Origin of the sequence: Actinopolyspora mortivallis DSM 44261 (assembly GCF_000384035.1) — a bacterium.
In the GTDB taxonomy this organism is placed as follows: domain Bacteria; phylum Actinomycetota; class Actinomycetes; order Mycobacteriales; family Pseudonocardiaceae; genus Actinopolyspora; species Actinopolyspora mortivallis.
In genome coordinates this window covers 3,586,179-3,605,945 of sequence record NZ_KB913024.1, presented here as the reverse complement: position 1 = coordinate 3,605,945, position 19,767 = coordinate 3,586,179, and the positions used below count along the sequence as shown (strand labels likewise).

The following is a 19,767-nucleotide window of genomic DNA, read 5'->3' as shown; positions in this document are numbered from 1 at the left end:
AGGGGTCAGCGCTGGGCGACCAGGAACCCGGCGCCGTGCAACGCGCCGGAGTCGGCCTCCCCGTCGAGCAGTGTCCCCGAGGAGGAGGTCAACCTGATCCCGTCCAGATAGACCCCGCGTCCGAGATAGCGTTCGTCGGGGGAGAACCGCCAGCGCACCAGCAGCCGGCCGCGTTCGTCCCCCGGAACCGTGGCCCGCACCCGCCACCAGCTGCGGTGACCCGAACCGGCCAGTTCCTCCACCGGCCCACGCGGGGACCCCCGGCCCCGGACGTGCATACGCGCCGGGTTCCAGCTCGCGCCACCGTCTCGGCTGTACTCCAGCCGCACCGGATCCACCCCGTCCGGGTCCCGCTGGGTGTCCACGAAGGCGTCGAAGGCGACCCGCACCCGGCCGGTGGCCCACAGCGGATCGGAGGTCAGGGTGGCCTCGGTGTCGGTGGTCCCGCCGCCGGTGAACCACGCCGTGGGGCCGTGTCGCGGTTCGACCGCCATCGCCCGGGCCAGCCCCTCGGCCAGGCGCACCCGGGCCGGGTTGTTCGACCCCCACTCGCGGGAGGGGTGCACCCGGTTGGTGAGCAGGATCGCCATCGAACGCGAGGCGGGATCCAGCACCATCGAGGTGCCGGTGTAGCCGGTGTGTCCCGCCGTACGGGGGCCGGTGAGTCCGGCCATGTACCAGCGTTGTTCCAGTTCGAAACCCAGCCCGTGGGAGTGTTCGGGGAACCCGGTGTTGTAGTCCTCCAGCATCGCCGCGACGCTGTCCCGCCGCAGGATCCGCTCGCCCCCGTAGCTGCCGCCGTTCAGCACGGCCTGCCCCAGCACGGCCAGGTCCCGGGCCGTGGAGAAGATTCCCGCGTGGCCGGCCACCCCGCCCAGTGCCCAGGCGTTCTCGTCGTGCACCCTGCCGCGCAGCATCCCCCGTTCCGGGGCCCGCTGGTACTCCGTGGCCGCGATCCGGTGCCGTTCGGACTCCGGGGGCAGGTAGCCGGTGTCCGTCATGCCCAGTGGTTCGGTGATGTCCTCCCGCACCACCCGGTCCAGGGACTTGTCGGTGAGGCGTTCCACGAGTTCGCCGAGCACGATCATGTTCGGGTCCGAGTAGGTGTAGGTGCTGCCCGGTTCGGTGACCGGCTCCAGGGTCATCAGGTGGGGCAGACGTTCCTCCGGTGGCAGCTCCCACAGCCGTACCGTGGCGGGCAGACCCGAGGTGTGGGTCAGCAGCTGGCGCACGGTGATCCGCGACTTGCCGTGGTTGCCGAACTCGGGCAGATACCGGGCTACCGGTTCGTCGAGTTCCAGGCGTCCGCGTTCGACCTGTCGCAGTACGGCGATCGAGGTGAACAGCTTCGTCATCGAGGCGATGTCGAAGATCGTCGACGTCCGTGCCCGTTCCCGTCGTTCCGGTGGGAGTTCGGTGCCCGACCCGTCGGAGTAGCGCAGCTCGTAGCCCGCGGCTTCGTGGCTGACGACCCGCCCGTGGTGGGCCAGCAGGCTCACCGCCCCCGCGTACATCGGGTGTTCCCTTCCCGGAACCCGTTCGGTCCACGTGGCGATGTCCCTGGTGGCGCGCAGGATCGGCCACACCGACAGCCCCGCCTGTTCGGGTGCGGAGGGGCGCAGTCGGGTCTCCGCCGGGGAGAAACCGGGGCGTGGCTGGTCGAACCGTCCGGCTCCCTCCGGAGGGGGGACCGGGGCGGCGGCACAGGTGGTCAGCGCCAGCATCGAAACCAGCATCGTCGTCAGCAGCGGTGTGCGCATCTCCACCTCGCAGGGATCAGGGGGTGGTTCTGGGGCGGACGGGCGGGTACCGCGCCGTCCCGGGGCCGGTGCCCCGGCCGGGCTCATCCCGTTTCCGCACGGGGGTACAGCAGGTAGGGGGCGCGTCTCCTGAGGAAACGGGCGAGTGGTTCACGCCAGGAGCCCACGATCTCGGAGGTGTCCGCGCCGCGGTCCACCATCCGCCGCAGCCGGTCCGAGCCGGTGAGCAGGTCGATCCAGTTGTCGGGGCGCCAGCCGAACACCTCCGGGTACGAGGCGCGGGCGCGCACGATCATGGCCACCGCCGTGCGGATCGCGTCGAACCCCTTCTCGCCGGTGCGGTGCAGCATCACCCCGCCGCAGGTCTCGCCCTCGTGCTTGGAGAACGTCGGGACGAAGTGGGTCTCGCCGAAGAACACCCCGGGGTGTTCTTCGGCGTTGAGTTGTTCGGCCCAGCGCCAGTCGACTCCGGGTGCCCCCACCGTCTCGAAGGGACGGGTGGTCCCTCTCCCCTCCGAGAACACCGTCCCCTCGAACATCCCCGTTCCCGGGTAGACGGCGGCCGTATCCGGGGTGGGCATGTTGGGACTCGGGGGCACCCAGGTGAGCCCGGTCGCGGGAAACGGTTGGTCCGGTGACCATCCTTGAGTGCGGACCACGTCCAGTTCGGGCAGCCGGTCTCCCTCGTCGGCGGGCAGGAACTCGGCGTCGAACATGCCCGCGAGCTCGCCGACGGTCATCCCGTGCTGCTGGGGTATCGGAAGTTCGCCCACTCCCGAACCGAACTCCGGATCCAGCACCGGTCCGGCGGGGCTTCCTCCCAGGGGGTTGGGCCGGTCGAGCACGGTGAAGGCGACGCCGGTGCGGACCGCGGCCCGCATCGCCGTGTACATCGTCCAGACGTAGGTGTAGAAGCGCGTTCCCACGTCCGCGATGTCGAAGACCAGGCGCCGTACCCCGGAGTCGCGCAGCATGGTGGCCAGTTCCCCCACTCCGGCCCCGTAGGTGTCGTAGACCGGGATGCCCGTCCGTGGGTCGGTGTGGTCCCCCTCCGAACCACCGGCCTGGGCGGTACCCCGGAAACCGTGTTCGGGACCGAAGACGGCCACCACGCGCACCCCCTCGGTGGCGTGCATGTCGTCGACGACGTGCGGCAGTCCCCGCGCCGGGCGGGAGAGCACCGAGGTCGGGTTGGCGATCACCCCCATCCGTTCTCCACCCAGTCCGCGCCAGTCCTCGGAGGCCAGCACGTCGGCCCCGGTGCGCACGGTCGTTCCCTCGGGAGGGTGGGACTCGTCCGTGGTGCTCGAGGCCCCACCCAGCCCGAGCACCGGAGCGGTGACCGCCGAGGAGAACAGGAACCGTCTGCGGTTCAGCTCACTCATCCGCTCACCTCACCAGGTGATGCCGTGTCCGAACGGGTAACGGTCGGTGTCCGGACGTTGCGGATCCGGAACGGGCACCGGAAGCCTGCCCTGAGGGGAGGTCTCCCCGAACAGCACGCGGGCCAGCGACTCCATAGCCACCGGACGGTGGGAGTAGGTGGTCAGCCAGGTTCCGATCCGTTCGACGTGGGCCGCGTCGTAGGGATCCCGCACCGCCACGGCTATCGTGGGCACCCCGGCTTCCGCCGGGGCCCGCGCGAGTTCGCGTTGACCCGCCCGGTCCTCCTTCCACGCGGCGTTGGTCAGCACGAGCACCAGGTCGTACTCGGCGGCCTCGCGCGCGACCCGGGCCGCGTCCTCCTCGGTGGGGCTCGCTCCCGTGGGCAGCGTGCGCACCCGGGACCCCCGTCTCCGCAGCCGGTCGGCCAGCTCCGCACAGGTCTGCGTCCCCCAGCCGGTGACCAGCACCCCCTCCGGTGGGTGGCGCAGCGGGAGCAGCCCGGGCTCGTCCCGCAGGAGGGTGACCGTGGGGTCGGTGACCCGCCGGGCCTCCCGCAGGTTCCGTGGACTGCCGACCACGCGTTCCACGGCGGACAGCCGCACCAGCGGATCGGTGATCACTCCCCGTCGTGCCTTGGCCCGCAGTATCCGGGCGACGCTGCGGTCGATGGCGTCCACGGACAGCCTTCCGTCGCGCACCGCCGCGACGACCGCATCCACGGCCTCGGAAAGGTTCGGAGGCATCAGCAGCTGGTCCGCACCGGCACGCAGCGCCAGCACCGCCACGGACTCGTCCGGGTGCAGCTCGCGCACTCCACGCATTCGCAGCGAGTCGGTGACGATCACCCCGTCGAAACCGAGTTCCTCCCGCAGCAGTCCGGTGAGAAGGGTGCGGGAGAGCGTCGCCGGTTCCCCCGAGTCGTCCAGGCCGGGGAACCGGATGTGTGCCGTCATCACCGCGTCCACCCCCGCCGAGATCGCGGCTCGGAACGGTGGGGCGTCCAGCCGGCGCCACTGGCTGTCGGTGTGTTCGATGACGGGCAGTGCCGTGTGACTGTCCACCGTGGTGTCCCCGTGGCCCGGGAAGTGCTTCACGGCCGCCGAGACGGTCTCCGAGGGGGCTCCCGTGTCCTGGTAGCCCCGCACCTGGGCTCGGGTCATCCGGGCTACCAGCTCCGGGTCCGAGCCGAAGGAGCGTACCCCGATCACCGGGTTCTCGGGGTTGACGTTGACGTCGCCGACGGGGGCGAAGTTCTGGGTGATCCCCATGGCGCGCAGTTCGTGGCCGGTGACGAAGGCGGCTCTGCGGGCCAGGTGCGGGTCGCGCGCCGCCCCGTGGGCCATGTTGCCGGCGAACACCGTCGCGGGCGGGCCGATGCGGGTGACCAGCCCCTGCTCCTGGTCCGTCGCGATCGTCAGGGGGAGACCCGCTCCGGAGTCCAGGGCCGCGCGTTGCAGGTCGTTCGACAGCTCGGCGATCTGACGGGGGTGGTGCAGGCTGTCGGTCCAGGAGAAGTGGATGACACCGCCGGGATGGAAGGCGCGCACCACCTCCTCCGGGGTGTCGAGTCCGTGTTCCTCGCGGTTGCCGGGGTGGGAGGAGTCGGCCCGGGGCCCGTAGACGACGGTGACGAACAGCTGCCCCACCTTCCGGGGCAGGGACATTCCCGCGACGACGCGGTCCGCCCAGTCCGGGAGGTCGCTCGTGCGGGGCGGTGTCGGGACGGGGGAGGGCGTTGCCCCGGAGGGGCGGTCGGCGCCGGGATCGCTCGCCGAGCCCGCGGCTCCCAGCGTCGTCGCGGCGAGCGTCGCGGTCATCAGATGACGACGGCCGACTGTCCAGGGCACGTTGACCTCCGGTTCTCCCGGGCGGGTTTCGGGTGGGCCGGTCGCGCCCCCGCCACCGTCGGTCGCGGGTGTTTCACCGATTACCCGACCGGATCCGTAAGCTACCCACCTCGGAGACCGTGGTCAACGGTACGCGCCGGCGTCGATACCGTGCGTGATCATCGCGGGTCTCTCGGGGGAACGGGCGGGAGCGTTGCACCGCCGACACGCGACGGCGCCCGCCGGGCGTACTGGCGAGCGCCGTCTCCTGCGCGAACGTGCGGGGTACCAAGCGTGCTCTCTCGTCGTATCCTGCGGGCTCGGCGTCCGGCGTCCCGGTACGCAACCCTGAGAACGACCTTGCCTTTTATTCAGTGGCTGCGCGTGGGTTCCCGCCATCGCGCACGGAGCCCTGACCGGGGGACGTTGTTTCTCCTCCACAACGTCCCTGCCCTGTGCAGGGGTCCGTACTTCCTTTGTAGTCCGCGACGCGGGTCACCGCAAGCCCTCGTGTGTGCCAGCGCCTCCCGTCCGCCTCCACACCCGAAGTTCTCCAGGCCCCGGTCAGCGGTAGCGGCGTCTGCGTTGCCGGTACCACAGGCCGTACCAGGCGGCTCCGGCCGCGGCGGCTCCCACTCCCACGGCCGCCGCGGTGACGGTGGTCGCCGAGGGGGTGGGAAAACGCGCGTGCATCGACACGGGGTGCTCGAAGGCCAGGGAGGGCCATCCGCGCTGGACGGCCTCCTTGCGGAGCTCCCGGTCCGGGTTGATCACCGCCGGGTGTCCCACCAGCTCCAGCAGCGGCAGGTCCTCGGTCGAGTCCGAGTACGCGTAACACCGACGCAGGTCGTGGCCGCGTCGTTCGGCGATCCGTTCGGCGGCCACGGCCTTGTTGCCGCCCGCGCAGTGGAACTCCAGCTCGCCGGTGTAGCGTCCCTGTTCCACCCGCATCCTGCTGCCGGCCCAGTCGGTGGCGCCCAACAGCCTGGCCAGCGGGGCGACGAGCTCCTCTCCGGAGGGGGAGAGCATGATCACCTCGTCGCCCTGCTCCTTGTGCTCGGCGATGAGCTGGACGGCCTCCCGGTAGACGAGGGGGTCGACGATGTCGTGCAGGGTCTCCGCCACGAGCGCCTCAACCTGCTCCACCTCCCACCCGGCGCACAGCGAGACCAGGTGCGCGCGCATCCGGTCCATCTGGTCGGCGTCGGCTCCGGCCAACATGAACACGAACTGGGCGTAGGTGCTTTTGAGGACGGCACGTCGGTTGATGAGACCTTCCTGGAAGAACGGTCTGCTGAAGGAGAGCGTGTTGGATCTGGCCACGACCGTTCTGTCCAGTTCGAAGTAGGCAGCTGTGCCGGAGGAGGCGGTCTCGGTGTGGGAGGGCTCGGACTCGGTCACGTCTCCAGCATAGGAGTCGCGGGCTCGCGGTGGTGGTGTTCGTCCACCGGTGGTGGATGGCCCGGAATGTCCCGACTCGACTCTCTGTGTGACCGAGCATCGCCCACAAGGGTGTACGACGTCTTCGTTTTGACCGAGGAATATTCCTCTCAACGGACGCAACGCACACACTGGAAGCGAGAAGATACAGTGGAGTCGTCCGGTGCACCGGATAGTTCAGCCCGACCCCCCGGGGCTGAACCTCGGGTGGCCCCCGTCCCTCCCCCCTGGCGGGGGCCACTCTCGAAAACTCCCGTGGTTGTCCACGGGTCTCTTCGTTCGTCCACATCCCGGCGGATCCGTGCTTGGCAGGTTCGTCGCCAGCCTCCACCGTGGCTTCCGAGAGCCGCGGCCGGATCGCGGGAGGACGTGGGCCCCTCCTGTGGGAGCAGGGCGGTGGGTGACGAGGTGTTCCAGGGGGTGTGTGGTGGCGGTACCGGAACCGTTGGTGGTCACCGCGGACGCGGAACTGGCCGGGGAACTGTCCCGTATCGCGGCGGCGGCGGGGTGTGCGCCACGGCGTTTCTCGCCCGGGGAGGAAGCCAAACCGTGGGCCACGGCGCCGGTGGTGTTGCTCGACACCCCCGCGGCCGAGCGGTGTGCCGCCGTCGGCCTGCCGCGCCGGAAGGGACTGGTCCTCGTCGAGCGGAGTCCGGATCCCTCCTTCTGGAGGGAGGCCTTTCACCGTGGAGCCGAGCAGGCCTTCGACCTGTCCTCCGAGGAGCCACGGCTGCTGGAGATGCTGGTCGGCCTGACCGAGGGCGGGGCACTCCGTTCCGGGGAGGTGCTGGCGGTGCTCGGCGGATGCGGAGGCGCCGGAGCCTCGGTGCTGTCCGCGCTGACCGGAGTGCTCGCGGCCCGGTCGGGACGGCGTTGTCTGTTGCTCGACTGCGACCCTCTGGGTGGGGGGTTGGATTTCGCGCTCGGGCAGGAACGCGCCGCCGGCATCCGGTGGGCCGACCTCTCCGTGGGCACGAGCAGCCCGACGGCGGCGTCCCTGCGGGAGGCGGCACCGACCCGATGGTTCGGTTCCGGAGCGCTCTCCGTGCTCTGCCCCGCCGGGCGGGACGGGCAGGGTGAGATGTCGGCACCTGCGGTGGAGGCCGTGGTCGAGGCGGGCAGCAGGGCGGGGGATCTCGTTGTCTGCGATCTGCCCCGCCCACCCGACGAAACGGCGCGCGCGTTGCTCGACAGGGCCGATCTGGTCGTTCTCGTGGTCCCCGCCGAGGTCCGCGCCTGCACGGCGGCCAGGCGACTGCTGCGAACCCTGGAGGGCAGGGACACCCCGGTTCGTGCGGTCGTGCGGGGTCCCGCACCGGGCGGGCTGCGGGTCGCGGACGTGCGGGACGTCCTCGGGATCGAGGTAGTGGCCGCCGTGCGTGCGGATCCGCGTCTGGCTCGACTCGTGGACCGGTTCGGGTTGCACGGCTGCGGAATGCGGGGACCTTCCGTCCGAGCGGCGCGGAGAGTCCTGGACGCTTTGTGTGGGACGAGCCGGCTGGCGTGATGTGGCCGCGCCCGATCGAATTCCGATGACACTCGGATTGCGATTCGGGAACTCGATTGTCTCCTCGTTCTCGGACGGGGATTCGACATGATATCAAGGAAGTCGACGGTTGTCCCGTCGAGTGGCGGGGTGGCGGACGTCGCCCGAGCGACGTTTTCCTTGATCGTGTTCGCGGTGCGGGAGTTCGGAACGAGGGAAAGTCGTTTCCGCCACGGAGTGGTCGATCCGGTTCCGGGATCCGCCGAGAGTGGATAATTCGGGCCGTCAGGCCGGATGTTCGGAGGAGATTTTCCCGAAAACCGGATCTCGGTTCCGGTTTTTTCGCGAGTGTAGCGAAGGGGTGTTTCGTTCGCACGGTGCGCAGGACGGGCGCTCGTGTTTTTCCGGGTGAATGAGGAGCAGCAGAGATCCTTTCGGGACTTTTCCGGCTGGTCCCCTGTTCGATCCGGCGAGGCTGCTGCGACGGCGTTAAACTCGTCCGCAGCGTTCTCCGGGGTACCACGCCTTCCTCGTGGTCCGTCTGTTTTCGTGGTGACCCCGAACGGGTCCGGTTCGGACCGGCGGTTGTTCGCACTGTGCTGTGAGGAGGTTCGCGGTGTCCGAGTCTTCCCGTGTCATCCCCCGACCGATGGATATCACGATTGCCGAGAGTGTGGTTCGCACCGCTCTCGGCTCCGTCGATTCCGGGTTGGTCGACGAGATAGCTCTCGTGCTCTGCAGGCATTCCGCGGTCAGTTCCGAACTGGCCGACAGCGCCGCACGGGGGTTGCTTTCCGCCGCGGAGACGGCGGAGGCCAGCGCACGAGCTCACGCCGCCACCGAGCGTGAGATCAGACGGGTGTTGAACGACGCGGGGGCCGGTGAGTCCGGACGAGGGGTTCCGCCGAGTCCGCGCAAGCAGCCCGCGGTCGAGACCTACGACCACGATGCGGGACCCTCCACGCGCACGGCGGCGGAGATGCTGGGCGTGCACATCTGAGGGTGTTTCGCGCCATCGTGGGGGCGGGTCTGCCCTGTTCCGGGCACGGCCGGGGTTTTTCGGGGAGACCGGACTCGTGTGCTCCGGTGTTGGATCCGGCGCGCGATCGGCGGGTTCGGCGTTCGACACCCCACGATTTCTGAAAGAAATTCATTTACTCTTCTCGTTATCCCCTCCGGAGGAACGGTGCGGCTGTTCGTGCCCGAGGGGACTTCGGCGCGGACCGGTCACGGCTCGACTCGGTGGGTACTCGAATTGAGATGGTCGAGCATCGTGTCCAGCTCGGCGAGGGAGGCCCGCAGCCGCTCGGCCCGCTCGGCGGAGGTGGTCTCCTCCAGCTCGACCGCGAGCTCGCCGTAACGGGTCAACAGCGCGGGGAGGTCCGTGGTGGACGACTCGTCCGTCCGTTCGTACACGTCGTGGCTCCGATCCTTCGTGTGCCGAGGGCTCTTCCGGCGGCTACGTCGGCATGACAGCACGTCTTCCTGCGCGGTCGCTCCACGCCGCTCCGTCCGATGTTTAACACGATAGGGTTATTTTTCGCGTTTTTGGTTTACAAGAGCGGAGATTCTGACGCTCCGGCTTCCTGGCGACTTCTTTGCGTGGTCAGCGAGTTGTTCGTTCGTCTCCCGGTGTCGACTCCCGGTCACTGTCCGCGATGTTCTCGGTGATGTTTGTCCACAGGGGTGGAAATCATCCGCAGACAGGGAAAGACGGGGTGGGAACGGCCTTCCGTTCGGCGCAGGGTGGAGTCCGGGCACGCCCTCGGGCGTGCGGAAGACTCCGACGCCGAAAGCGGGTGCTGGTGATGTTCCTGGATCCTCGTGACGGCCCGGGCACGTCCGCCTCCTCACCGGAGCACGGACATCCGGACGAGGAACTCGTCTCCCGGGTGCGGACGCGTCTGATCGCCGAGGGAGGTGAGGTGACCGCGCGGGCCGTGGCCGCGGCAGTGCGGGAGGAAACCGAGACCCCACTCGGTGAGCGGGACGTGCTCGCCGCCGTGCGACGTCTGCACAGGGAGTTCTTCGGAGCCGGTCCCCTGGAGGAGCTGTTGGCAACCCCCGGAGTGACGGACGTGCTGGTCACCGGCCCCGAGGAGGTGTGGGTGGACCACGGGGACGGTGTGCGGCGCGCCGATCTCCGCTTCGGTGGGGAGCAGGAGGTGCGCAGACTCGCCCAACGTCTGGCCACGGCGACCGGACGCAGGCTCGACGACGCGTGTCCGTGGGTCGACGGATGGCTGCCCGGAACCCGTGAGGGGGTGGCGGTGCGCCTGCACGCCGTGCTGGCACCGGTGGCCGCCCGGGGAACCTGTATCTCGCTGCGGGTTCTCCGCCCGGCCAACCACGGGCTGGACACCCTGCGGGAACTGGGAACCTTCGACGCGGCCACCACCGAACTGCTGCGTTCGGTCGTGGCCGCCCGGCTGGCCTTCCTGGTCTCCGGCAGCACCGGCGCGGGCAAGACCACGTTGCTGTCGGCGCTGCTCGGCGAGGTGGACCGGGGCGAACGCATCGTGTGCGTGGAAGAGGCCGGGGAGCTGCAACCGGTGCATCCGCACGTGGTCCGGCTCGTCACCAGACCACCGAACATCGAGGGCAACGGGGAGATCCGACTTCGCGACCTGGTTCGCCAGGCGCTGCGGATGCGACCGGATCGCCTGGTGGTGGGGGAGACGAGAGGAGCGGAGGTGTGTGACCTGCTGTCCGCGTTGAACACCGGACACGAGGGTGGAGCCGGGACGGTGCACGCCAACTCCCCCGAGGAGGTGCCGGCCAGGATGGAAGCACTGGGGGCACAGGGCGGGCTGGGAAGGGCCGCCCTGCACGGCCAGCTCGCCGCCGCCGTCCGGGTGGTGTTGCACATGCGCCGGGACTCCCGCCGGGGAAGGCATCTCGCCGGGATCGGTCTGCTGCGTCGTCACGGAACCCACACCCGGGTGGTTCCCGCCTGGGACGTGGACGAGGGCTGGGGCGCCGCGCGTACTCCCCTGCTGGAGGCCGTGGCCGAGCACCGTCCGGAAACGGGGTGAGCGGGGTGCGAGGACTGTCACCCGTGGCCGTCGCGCTACCGCTCCTGCTGGTCACTGCCCTGCTGTGCTGGCCCACGCCCACTCCGGCGCGCAGACTGGCTTCCGAGGAGGGGGCACGTCCCCGGTCGGTGCGCCCCCGGTCCTTCCGCCCACTCGCCCCCTGGGCGGCGGCCCTGTTCGGATGGACGCTGCTGGGGCCGGCGGGAGCCGTGTCCGTGTCACTGGTGGTGACGGTGATGCTGCGGACCGGGGAAAGGAGCGCTCGGTTCGCGGAGACGGCACGCGCGCTGACCGAGTTGGCCTCCGGGCTGCGCATGATGACCGGTGAACTGCGTAGCGGTGCCGTCCCGGAATCGGCCGCTGCCGGGGTGGCCGCCGAAACGAGGGGAACCGTCTCCACCGTCTTCGAGGGACTGGCCGTGGCCACTCGGCTGGGTGGCCCGGCCGGGTCGGGGGGACACGAGCGCTGTCCGGACGGGCTGCGTCCCGTGGTGGAACGACTCAGGCGGTGCTGGAGACTGTCCGAGCACTACGGCGTGGCCCCGGTCGGACTGTTGGAGGCCGTTCGGCTGGACGCGGAACAGCGGGCGCGTCTGGCCAGGGAGGTCGAGGCGAAACTGGCCGGGCCCCGGGCGACCGCGACAGTGCTGACCGGCCTGCCGGTGCTCGGCCTGCTGCTGGGACAGGCCAGTGGGGCCGATCCGCTCGGCGTGCTCGCCACGGACCCGGTGGGACAGCTCCTGTTGCTGGTGGGGGCCGTACTGTTGTGCGCCGGTGTGCTGTGGATCCGGCGGCTGACCGAAACGGCGGTGCGGTCGTGAACCCCCACGTCGGTTCGACGCTCCCGTTCGCGTTGCTCGCCCTGGGCACCGCGGTGGTGCTGCTGGGCGGGGGAACAGCCTCGCGAAGCCGCCTGCGTGTTCGCGCGGAGCCGAGGATCCCGTCCCGTTTCGGAGGAGCCCGGCAGCTCCGAGCGCGGGCGGCCACCTTCGTCCGGCGGCGTGGGGGAGCGGCTTCGCTTGCGGCGGGCGCCGGCCTGCTCGCCGGTCTCGCGGCAGCGGTGCTGTTCGGGCCGGTGGCGGCAGGCCTGTCGGGCGCCGGGACGGCTTGGGGCCTCCACGCGTGGCTTACTCGAAACCCCCGGAAGAAGTTCTCACCACTGCGCTCGGCGGCGGGATGGAACCTGTTCGCGGCGGGAGTACGGGCGGGGCTGTCGACACCGGTGCTGTTGCGGGAGGTGGCCGAGGAGTTCGAGGGGCGGGCGGCGGAGGTGCTGAACGAAGTCGCCCGCGCGCTCGAACTGGGCTCGGACCCGGTGGCCGCATGGGAACCCGCCTCGCGGGTGCCCGAGACCGCCGAGCTGGCCGGTGCAGCGCGGCGCAGCGCGCGCAGCGGTAGCGGTCTGACCCCGGCCGCCGAGGAGCTGTCCGCGCGGGCCTGGGAAGAGGTACGCGAGGAGGCCGAAGCCCGAGTGCGGCGGACCGAGGTGTGGGTGACCGCTCCGCTCGGGCTGTGTTTTCTGCCCGCCTTCTTCTGTCTGGGGGTGTTGCCCGTCGTGCTGGGGATGGTGCACGGCCTGGAGCTGACCCGGTGACGGGACGCCCTCCGGTCCGTCGGGGTGGGAAGCCGCGCCCGGAAGGCGCGGAAGGTGTGTTGTCGGCAATCCGAAGAGGAAGGGAAACAGCATCATGGTGGTGTCCGGAACGCTGCCGCACCGAGGTGCGAGGAAACTCCTTCGCCGTCTCGGACGGGGAGTACGTCGTCCTCTCGGCGGGGAGGAGGGCATGAGCACCGCCGAGTACGCGATCGGGACCCTTGCCGCCGCCGCGTTCGCCGCGTTGCTCTACACCGTGGTCACCAGTGACGCGGTGACCGAGGCGCTGAGTTCGTTGGTGCGGCGGGCCCTGTCGGAACCTTCGTTCGGCGGGGGCTCGTGAGATGACCGGTGACCTCGACGGCTCCCCCGGGGCGGAGCCGGTCGCGGCCCGGCGGCCCCTCGGGAACGGGGGTTCGGAGGCAGGCGCGGTCACCGTGGAGGCCGCGCTGGGGATCTGCTCGCTGATGGCCGCGTTCACGTTGGTGCTGGTCGGTGTCTCTGCGGTGTTCGTCCAGCTTCGCTGCACCGACGCCGCGATGGAGGCGGCGAGGCTGGTGGCCAGGGGTGACTCCGAACGAGCGCGGCAGGCGGTGCGGGCGCTGTCCCCGTGGGAAGCCGAACTCACCGTGCGGCGGGACAAGGACCACGTCTCGGTCGTGGTCACGGCCGCCCCTGCCGGAGGGCTGGTTCCCGAGCTGCGGGCGGAGGCCCGTGCGGTACGGGAACCGGGGGTGGACGTCCCGGCGGGTTCCGGAGATCTCGGAGGTGTTTCCGGGTGAACGCGGAACGGAGATCGGCCGCTTTCGGGGGTGGGAGACCGGTGGGAGTCTCCGGTGGGGGCGACGACCGGGGTGGGATCACGCTCGTGGGGGCGGTGTTGTCCGTGGCCGTGCTGACGGTGGTGTGGTTGGGACTCCAGGTGGGCAGCCTGGTGGTGGAACGCCACCGCGTGCAGGGCACCGCCGACCTGGCGGCTCTCGCGGCGGCCGCGCACGCGCCGTGGGGAACGGACACCGCCTGTGCCCGGGCGGAGCGCGTGGTGCGGGACACCGGGATCGTGTTGCTTTCCTGCCGGATGCGGCAGGGGCACGCCCGGGTGCGTACCGCGTCCTCCCGGAACGTCGGGCCGCCGGGGTTCCGGCGTGTCACCGGCAGGGCACACGCGGGTCCGGTCCACGATGAACGGTGTCGGCACGACCACTCGTCATGCTGAGTTCTTCGGTCGTCCTGTTATCCGAATCACGCTCGCCGTTCTCCGGCTACCGGTCGTCGACACGGGGGTGTACTCGACACCCAGCGGTGCCGTTTCGTGGGAGTACGAGCCCGGAACAAGGAGGCGAGACGGAATGGATTTGGCGGCGGAAGGTTGGCACAGCGCCTTCCGGATCGAGCTGCGTGTTCAGGTTCTCGAACTGGTCTCGCGCGGCTGGCCGGTCTTTCCGGGGACCTATCCGGTCCCGGGAGGATGGAGCGCTTCGGACTCCTCGTCGGAGGAGGTCCTGTCGGAAGGTCCGATCCCGGTGTGGGAGGACTGGGCGGACAGAGCGGGGAACACCGACGGGATCGCCGCGTGGTGGTCGAAACACCCGCACAGCGTCCTGCTGGCCACCGGTCCGGAGATCGAGGCGATCGAGGTGGAGGCCGACCTCGGCCGCCGCGCGGCCCGCGCGCTCCGCGGGCGGGGACGCCCGGTTCCGATGGCCGCCACCCCCCACGGGCGGTGGTACTTCCTGAGCCGTGGTGGGCAGCGACTGCACGAGGAACTCGGGGCGGCGGGACTCGTGCTGCACTCCGGGGGCAGCTGGGTGCCGCTCCCGCCGTCGACCTTCCCCCAGGGGGTGCTGCACTGGCGGGTCAAACCCCAGGTGTGCGACTGGTGGCTGCCCGAGCCGGAGCACGTGCAGGAGGCCCTGCTGACCGGGCTGCACGATCCGGCCGAACGCGCCAGTGACAACGCCCGGACCCTCGCGGTGTTCGCGTGACTCCCTCGGACGGAGTGGCTCGGGTGTCGGTGCGTGGGTCGGATGCCCCGCGACGGCGCGAGGCGTCGACTCACGTGCCGGTACCCGAGCACCTCGGTGGCTCATTCCGTAGGAACCGCTTGGTCACCGGCCAGCACCACGTCGAGCACGGCCACGGCTCCGGCCTTGTCCAGCGGTTCGTTGCCGTTGCCGCACTTCGGTGACTGCACGCAGGAAGGGCAGCCAGCCGGGCACTCGCAGGAGACGATCGCCTCCCGCGTGGCGGCCAGCCAGGGATGCAGCGCGGCGAAGCCCCGTTCGGCGAAGCCGGCGCCTCCGGGGTGACCGTCGTGCACGAACACCGTCGCCTCCCCGGTGTCCGGGTGCGACGCGGTGGACACCCCGCCGATGTCCCAGCGGTCGCAGGTGGCGAACAGCGGTAGCAGGCCGATCGCCGCGTGCTCGGCCGCGTGCAGCGCGCCGGGAACACGTGCCGGATCCAGTCCGGCGCTTCCCGGCGCGCTGCCGGTCAGGGACTCCTGGTCGAGGGTGTACCAGACGGCGAGCGTGGTCAGCCTGCGAGCCGGCAGGTCCAGCGGTGCCTGGTCGAGGATCTCCCCGCTGGGCAGTCTGCGGAGATAACCGACCACCCGCGAGGTGACCTCCACGGAGCCGAGGTGGGCGGCCACACTGGGGGCGAGACGGTGTCCGCGCTGGGTCTCCAGCACCGTGATGTCGGTTTCCTCGCGTGGGGTGGTGTGCCACTCGGGGTCCTCGGCGTGAACCAGGGCGATCCCCTCCTCCGTGTCGAGTTCGTCCACGACGAACGACTCGCCCCGGTGCAGGTAGACGGCGCCCGGGTGGACGAGACCGTGGGCCGACTCGGGATCCACCGTGCCCAGCACCCGCCCCGTGTCCCCCTCGACGACCATCACCTGTTGTCCCCCCGAGCCGCGCAGCTCCACCGTGCGGTGCGGAGGAGTCCGACTCGTCCAGTACCACCCCTTCGGACGGGCCCGGAGCCTGCCCGCACTCCGGAGCTCCTCCACGGCCTCCCGCGCGGCGGCACCTCCGAAGGCGTCCAGGTCGTGCTCGCCCAGCGGCAGTTCCGCGGCCGCGCACTCCAGGTGGGGGTGCAGCACGTGCGGATTGCCCGGGTCGAGCACCGTGGCCTCCACGGGTTTGTCGAACACCGCGGACGGATGATGAACCAGGTAGGTGTCGAGCGGATCGTCGCGGGCCACGAACACGACCAGCGCGTCGCCCCCTTCCCGCCCGGCCCGGCCCGCCTGCTGCCAGAAGGAGGCCAGCGTTCCCGGGTATCCGGCCAGCACCACCGCGTCCAGCCCGGAGATGTCCACCCCGAGTTCGAGGGCGTTGGTGGTGGTCAGCGCGAGCAGCTTCCCGGACAGCAGGGCTCGTTCGAGCTCCCTGCGTTGTTCGGGGAGGTATCCGCCCCGGTAGGCGGCCACCCTGTCCGCCAGTTCCGGGGCGACCTCGCGCAGGGCGCGGCCGGCACCGACGGCGGCGAGTTCCGCGCCCACACGGGACCGGACGAACGCCAGGCACCGGGCGGACTCGAGAACGAGGTCGCTGAGGACCCGCGCGGTCTCCGCCCCGGCCGAACGCCGTACCGGAACCCCGTTCTCCCCGGTGATCTCGTCGAGCAGCGGGGGTTCCCACAGGGCCACCGCCCGTGCCCCGCGCGGGGAGCCGTCCTCGGTGACGGCCAGACACCGCTGTCCGGTGAGTCGCTGCCCCAGCTGGGCGGGTTCGGCGATCGTGGCGGAGGCGAGCACGAACACGGGGTGGGAGCCGTGGTGTCGGGCTATCCGGTGCAGTCTGCGCAGCAGCAGGGCGATGTGCGAGCCGAACACGCCGCGGTAGGTGTGGCACTCGTCGACGACGACGTGGGTCAGACCGCGGAAGAGACGCGCCCAGCGGTGGTGCCTGGGCAGGATGCTGTGGTGCAGCATGTCCGGATTGGTGAACACCCATCTGGAGTGGGCCCGCGTCCACTCGCGTTCCTCCGTGGGGGTGTCGCCGTCGTGGGTGGCGGGCCGGATCCCGTCGAGGCCCAGTTCCTCCACGGCACGGAGCTGGTCGGCGCCCAACGCCTTGGTCGGGGACAGATACAGCGCCGTGGCGCGCGGGTCCCGCTCCAGGGCGGCCAGCACGGGCAGCTGGTAGGCCAGGGACTTTCCCGAGGCGGTGCCGGTGGCCAGCACCACGTGCTCTCCCCCGTGGGCGGCCTCCGCCGCCCGGCTCTGGTGGCTCCACGGCAGTTCCGTGCCCCGGGCGCGCAGTGCCCGCAGCACCCGTGCCGGAACCCACTCCGGCCATTCCCCGTGACGGGCGGGTCTGGCGGGGAGCCGTTCCACGTGCCGCAGCGGGGACTCGGCCGGCGGAGTTCCGGCCAGCACCCTGTCGAGCAGTTCCGGACCGTTTCCGCCGTGGGGCTCCGCCCCCGACGGTCCCTCTCCGATGGAACTCACGGATCGAGCCTCGCACAGGTGTGTGTCCGGTTCGGGGGCGCCGTCCGCGCGCGGAGACTGTTGCCCGCGACGCCCCTGAACGGGTGATCGTGCGGATGCCTTGATCGGTCCATGATGGAAAAATCCCCACCTCGGAACGAGTGAAATATCACACGGTGAACAAGGACACATCGTGGACGGAGGCGACGCAGGACCTGTCTCGCGGGGTGTTCCGCGACTCGTCCCGCGTCGCGGGTACCGCCCGTCGGGAGGTGTTCCCGAGGGCGCACCCGACTACGACCGAGGAGGACGGATGTCCCTGCTCAGTGTTTCCCGCCCCGGGTGGGACGGCCACGGTCCGCCGCGTCCCGAGCCGCCGGGAGGTGGGGGCGCGGAACCGGACCGTCTTTCGCACGGGGCGCGGCTGCTGGCACAGGACTCGCAGCTGCACCAGCTGCGGCTGGACGCCGCCGACTACACCCTCGTCGCCGCGGTGCTGGTGATCGCGCTCGCCGCGCTGGTCGTCGGCTACGTCCTCATCAGGGAGGTCCTGGCGGCCGGTGAGGGTTCGGAGCGGATGCGCGAGATCGCCAGGGCGGTACAGGAGGGAGCGGCGGCCTATCTCAACAGACAGTTCCGTACCCTGGCCGTTTTCGCCGTGGTGGTGTTCCTGCTGCTTTTCGCGCTGCCCGCCGAAAGCGCGGAGGAGCGCGTAGGCAGATCGGTCTTCTTCCTGTTCGGGGCGGTGTTCTCCGCCCTCATCGGCTACCTCGGGATGTGGCTGTCCACACGGGCCAACCTGCGGGTGGCCGCGGCGGCGAACGAACCCTCCGGCGGGCGGGCCAAGGCGATGCGGATCGCCTTCCGCACCGGAGGCGTGGTCGGGATGAGCACGATCGGGCTGGGACTGTTCGGCACCGCCCTGGTGGTGCTCGTCTACGCGGGTCAGGCACCCCGCGTGCTGGAGGGTTTCGGTTTCGGTGCCGCCCTGCTGGCGATGTTCATGCGCGTCGGTGGCGGCATCTTCACCAAGGCCGCCGACGTGGGCGCGGACCTGGTGGGCAAGGTGGAACAGAACATCCCCGAGGACGATCCGCGCAACGCGGCGACGATCGCCGACAACGTCGGGGACAACGTCGGTGACTGCGCGGGCATGGCCGCGGATCTCTTCGAATCCTACGCGGTCACTCTGGTCGCCTCGTTGATCCTGGGCACGGCCGCCTTCGGCACCCAGGGGCTGCTGTTTCCGCTCATCGTGCCCGCGATCGGGGTGGTCACGGCGGTGCTGGGCGTCTACGTCACCAGGGCCCGCGCGGGCGAGGGGGCGCTGCGGTCGATCAACCGTTCCTTCTACCTCTCCGCCGGGGCCTCCGGGCTGGCCTGTGCCGTGGCCGCGCTGGTCTACCTGCCCGGCTCCTACGCGGGGCTGACCGGGGTGGCGCCCTCCGTGCGCGAGCTGCCCGGCAACCCGGCCGTGGTCGCCCTGGTCGCGGTGCTCATCGGGATCGCGTTGGCCGTGGTGATCCTCAAGCTCACCGGCTACTTCACCGCGACCGAACGCAAACCGGTGCGGGACGTGGGGCAGTCCTCCACCACGGGTCCGGCCACCGTCATCCTCACCGGCTTCTCGGTGGGCTTCGAGTCGGCCGTGTACACGACGCTGGTGATCGCCGCCGCGGTGTTCGGGGCCTTCCTGCTGTCCGGTTCCATCTCGGTGGCCCTGTTCGCTGTGGCGCTGGCCGGGTGCGGTCTGCTGACCACGGTCGGGGTGATCGTGGCCATGGACACCTTCGGGCCGGTCGCGGACAACGCGCAGGGCATCGCCGAGATGTCCGGTGAGTTCGAGGGTTCCGGGGCCGACGTGCTCACCGAACTCGACGCGGTGGGCAACACCACCAAGGCCATCACCAAGGGGATAGCGATCGCCACGGCCGTGCTCGCGGCCACCGCCCTGTTCGGCTCCTACCGGGACGCCATCGGTTCCGCGCTGGCCGGGCTGGGGGTCGAGATCGCGGCGGCCGAGTTCCTGGTCTACGCCCCGAACGTGCTCGTGGGGGTGGCGATCGGCGCCGCGGTGGTGTTCCTGTTCGCGGGGCTGGCGATCAACGCCGTCTCCCGGGCGGCCGGTGCGGTCGTGTACGAGGTGCGCAGGCAGTTCTCCGCCAAGCCCGGAATCATGGACGGTTCGGAGCGTCCGGAGTACGGGCGGGTGGTCGACATCTGCACCCGGGACTCGCTGCGGGAGTTGACCACTCCGGGGCTGTTGGCCGTGCTCGCTCCGGTGGCGGTCGGTTTCGGGCTCGGGGTCGGTCCGCTGGCCGGTTATCTGGCCGGGGCGATCGCGGTGGGAGCCCTGATGGCTATCTTCCTGGCCAACTCGGGAGGAGCCTGGGACAACGCCAAGAAACTGGTGGAGGACGGTCACCACGGTGGCAAGGGCTCGGAGGCCCACGAGGCCACCGTCATCGGCGACACCGTGGGTGATCCGTTCAAGGACACCGCCGGTCCCGCGATCAACCCGCTGCTGAAGGTGATGAACCTGGTTTCGGTGCTGGTGGCTCCCGCCGTGGTCACCGTCACGGTGGGCATGGAGGGCTCGGCACCGTTGCGGACGGTGATCGCGGTGCTGTGTGTGGGGGCGATCGTGGCGGCGGTGATCGTCTCCAAGCGCAGGAGCACGGCCATCGCCGAGTCCACGGGCGACAACGAGTTAGTCGGGTGAGTCTCCGGCCCCGGCGGAAGGACTCCGGGCGGGCCACCGATCACGGCACGGGTGCGCGCGGGGGCGGCTGCCGGGGCCGC

The 19,767-nt window shown here is 70.7% G+C and carries 16 protein-coding genes; 10 read left to right on the top strand and 6 right to left on the bottom strand.

The window, feature by feature from the left end; translation table 11 throughout:
* Nucleotides 1-5: 5 nt before the first annotated feature.
* The 4 genes from ACTMO_RS0116865 to ACTMO_RS0116850 all read right to left on the bottom strand — a co-directional run bounded on the left by ACTMO_RS0116865 (nt 6) and on the right by ACTMO_RS0116850 (nt 6,373).
* Complete coding sequence (locus ACTMO_RS0116865; RefSeq protein WP_019855861.1) at nt 6-1,760, bottom strand: serine hydrolase domain-containing protein; 1,755 nt, start codon at nt 1,758-1,760, stop codon at nt 6-8.
* Nucleotides 1,761-1,843: 83 nt separating this feature from the next.
* Nucleotides 1,844-3,145, bottom strand: a complete 1,302-nt coding sequence (locus ACTMO_RS0116860) for an exo-beta-N-acetylmuramidase NamZ family protein (RefSeq protein ID WP_019855860.1) — start codon at nt 3,143-3,145, stop codon at nt 1,844-1,846.
* A 9-nt stretch (nt 3,146-3,154) separates the two neighbouring features.
* The gene (locus ACTMO_RS0116855) at nt 3,155-4,963 is read right to left on the bottom strand and encodes a glycoside hydrolase family 3 protein (RefSeq protein ID WP_019855859.1); all 1,809 of its coding nucleotides are present in this window, start codon (nt 4,961-4,963) and stop codon (nt 3,155-3,157) included.
* A gap of 573 nt (nt 4,964-5,536) precedes the next feature.
* Nucleotides 5,537-6,373, bottom strand: a complete 837-nt coding sequence (locus tag ACTMO_RS0116850; protein ID WP_019855858.1) for an HAD-IB family hydrolase — start codon at nt 6,371-6,373, stop codon at nt 5,537-5,539.
* Between the two features lie 466 nt (nt 6,374-6,839).
* Between ACTMO_RS0116850 and ssd the strand changes: the two genes are divergently transcribed.
* Complete coding sequence (ssd, locus tag ACTMO_RS0116845) at nt 6,840-7,919, top strand: septum site-determining protein Ssd (protein ID WP_033402033.1); 1,080 nt, start codon at nt 6,840-6,842, stop codon at nt 7,917-7,919.
* A gap of 628 nt (nt 7,920-8,547) precedes the next feature.
* Entirely contained in the window at nt 8,548-8,898 is a 351-nt protein-coding gene (locus ACTMO_RS0116835; protein WP_084792394.1) for a hypothetical protein, read from the top strand.
* Nucleotides 8,899-9,125: 227 nt separating this feature from the next.
* Here ACTMO_RS0116835 and ACTMO_RS0116830 read toward each other — a convergent pair whose 3' ends face one another.
* Entirely contained in the window at nt 9,126-9,314 is a 189-nt protein-coding gene (locus ACTMO_RS0116830; protein ID WP_019855854.1) for a hypothetical protein, read from the bottom strand.
* A gap of 392 nt (nt 9,315-9,706) precedes the next feature.
* On the opposite strand from ACTMO_RS0116830, the gene ACTMO_RS0116825 reads away from it, so the two are divergent.
* The 7 genes from ACTMO_RS0116825 (at nt 9,707) to ACTMO_RS0116795 (ending at nt 14,512) form a co-directional block, all read left to right on the top strand.
* On the top strand, nt 9,707-10,933 hold the full coding sequence (locus ACTMO_RS0116825; RefSeq protein WP_084792392.1) for a TadA family conjugal transfer-associated ATPase: 1,227 nt from the start codon (nt 9,707-9,709) through the stop codon (nt 10,931-10,933).
* Between the two features lie 23 nt (nt 10,934-10,956).
* Nucleotides 10,957-11,754, top strand: a complete 798-nt coding sequence (locus ACTMO_RS0116820; protein ID WP_019855852.1) for a type II secretion system F family protein — start codon at nt 10,957-10,959, stop codon at nt 11,752-11,754.
* A complete protein-coding gene (locus ACTMO_RS22555; RefSeq protein ID WP_211212982.1) occupies nt 11,751-12,527 on the top strand; it encodes a type II secretion system F family protein in 777 nt (258 codons plus the stop codon). Before ACTMO_RS0116820 ends, ACTMO_RS22555 begins: the two co-directional genes overlap by 4 nt.
* A 94-nt stretch (nt 12,528-12,621) precedes the next feature.
* Nucleotides 12,622-12,870, top strand: coding sequence for a DUF4244 domain-containing protein (locus ACTMO_RS23960; RefSeq protein WP_084792202.1), 249 nt, complete (start codon nt 12,622-12,624; stop codon nt 12,868-12,870).
* A gap of 1 nt (nt 12,871) precedes the next feature.
* Nucleotides 12,872-13,309: a TadE family type IV pilus minor pilin gene (locus tag ACTMO_RS23535; RefSeq protein WP_019855849.1), complete on the top strand. Its 438-nt coding sequence runs from the start codon at nt 12,872-12,874 to the stop codon at nt 13,307-13,309.
* Complete coding sequence (locus ACTMO_RS23110) at nt 13,306-13,743, top strand: Rv3654c family TadE-like protein (protein WP_019855848.1); 438 nt, start codon at nt 13,306-13,308, stop codon at nt 13,741-13,743. Before ACTMO_RS23535 ends, ACTMO_RS23110 begins: the two co-directional genes overlap by 4 nt.
* Nucleotides 13,744-13,876: 133 nt before the next feature.
* On the top strand, nt 13,877-14,512 hold the full coding sequence (locus ACTMO_RS0116795; protein ID WP_019855847.1) for a bifunctional DNA primase/polymerase: 636 nt from the start codon (nt 13,877-13,879) through the stop codon (nt 14,510-14,512).
* Between the two features lie 101 nt (nt 14,513-14,613).
* On the opposite strand, the gene ACTMO_RS0116790 is transcribed toward ACTMO_RS0116795, so the two are convergent.
* Nucleotides 14,614-16,986, bottom strand: a complete 2,373-nt coding sequence (locus ACTMO_RS0116790) for a DEAD/DEAH box helicase (protein WP_019855846.1) — start codon at nt 16,984-16,986, stop codon at nt 14,614-14,616.
* Between the two features lie 292 nt (nt 16,987-17,278).
* Here ACTMO_RS0116790 and ACTMO_RS0116785 point away from each other — a divergent pair, with 292 nt between their 5' ends.
* Nucleotides 17,279-19,687, top strand: coding sequence for a sodium-translocating pyrophosphatase (locus ACTMO_RS0116785; RefSeq protein WP_019855845.1), 2,409 nt, complete (start codon nt 17,279-17,281; stop codon nt 19,685-19,687).
* The last annotated feature ends 80 nt before the right edge of the window (nt 19,688-19,767 follow it).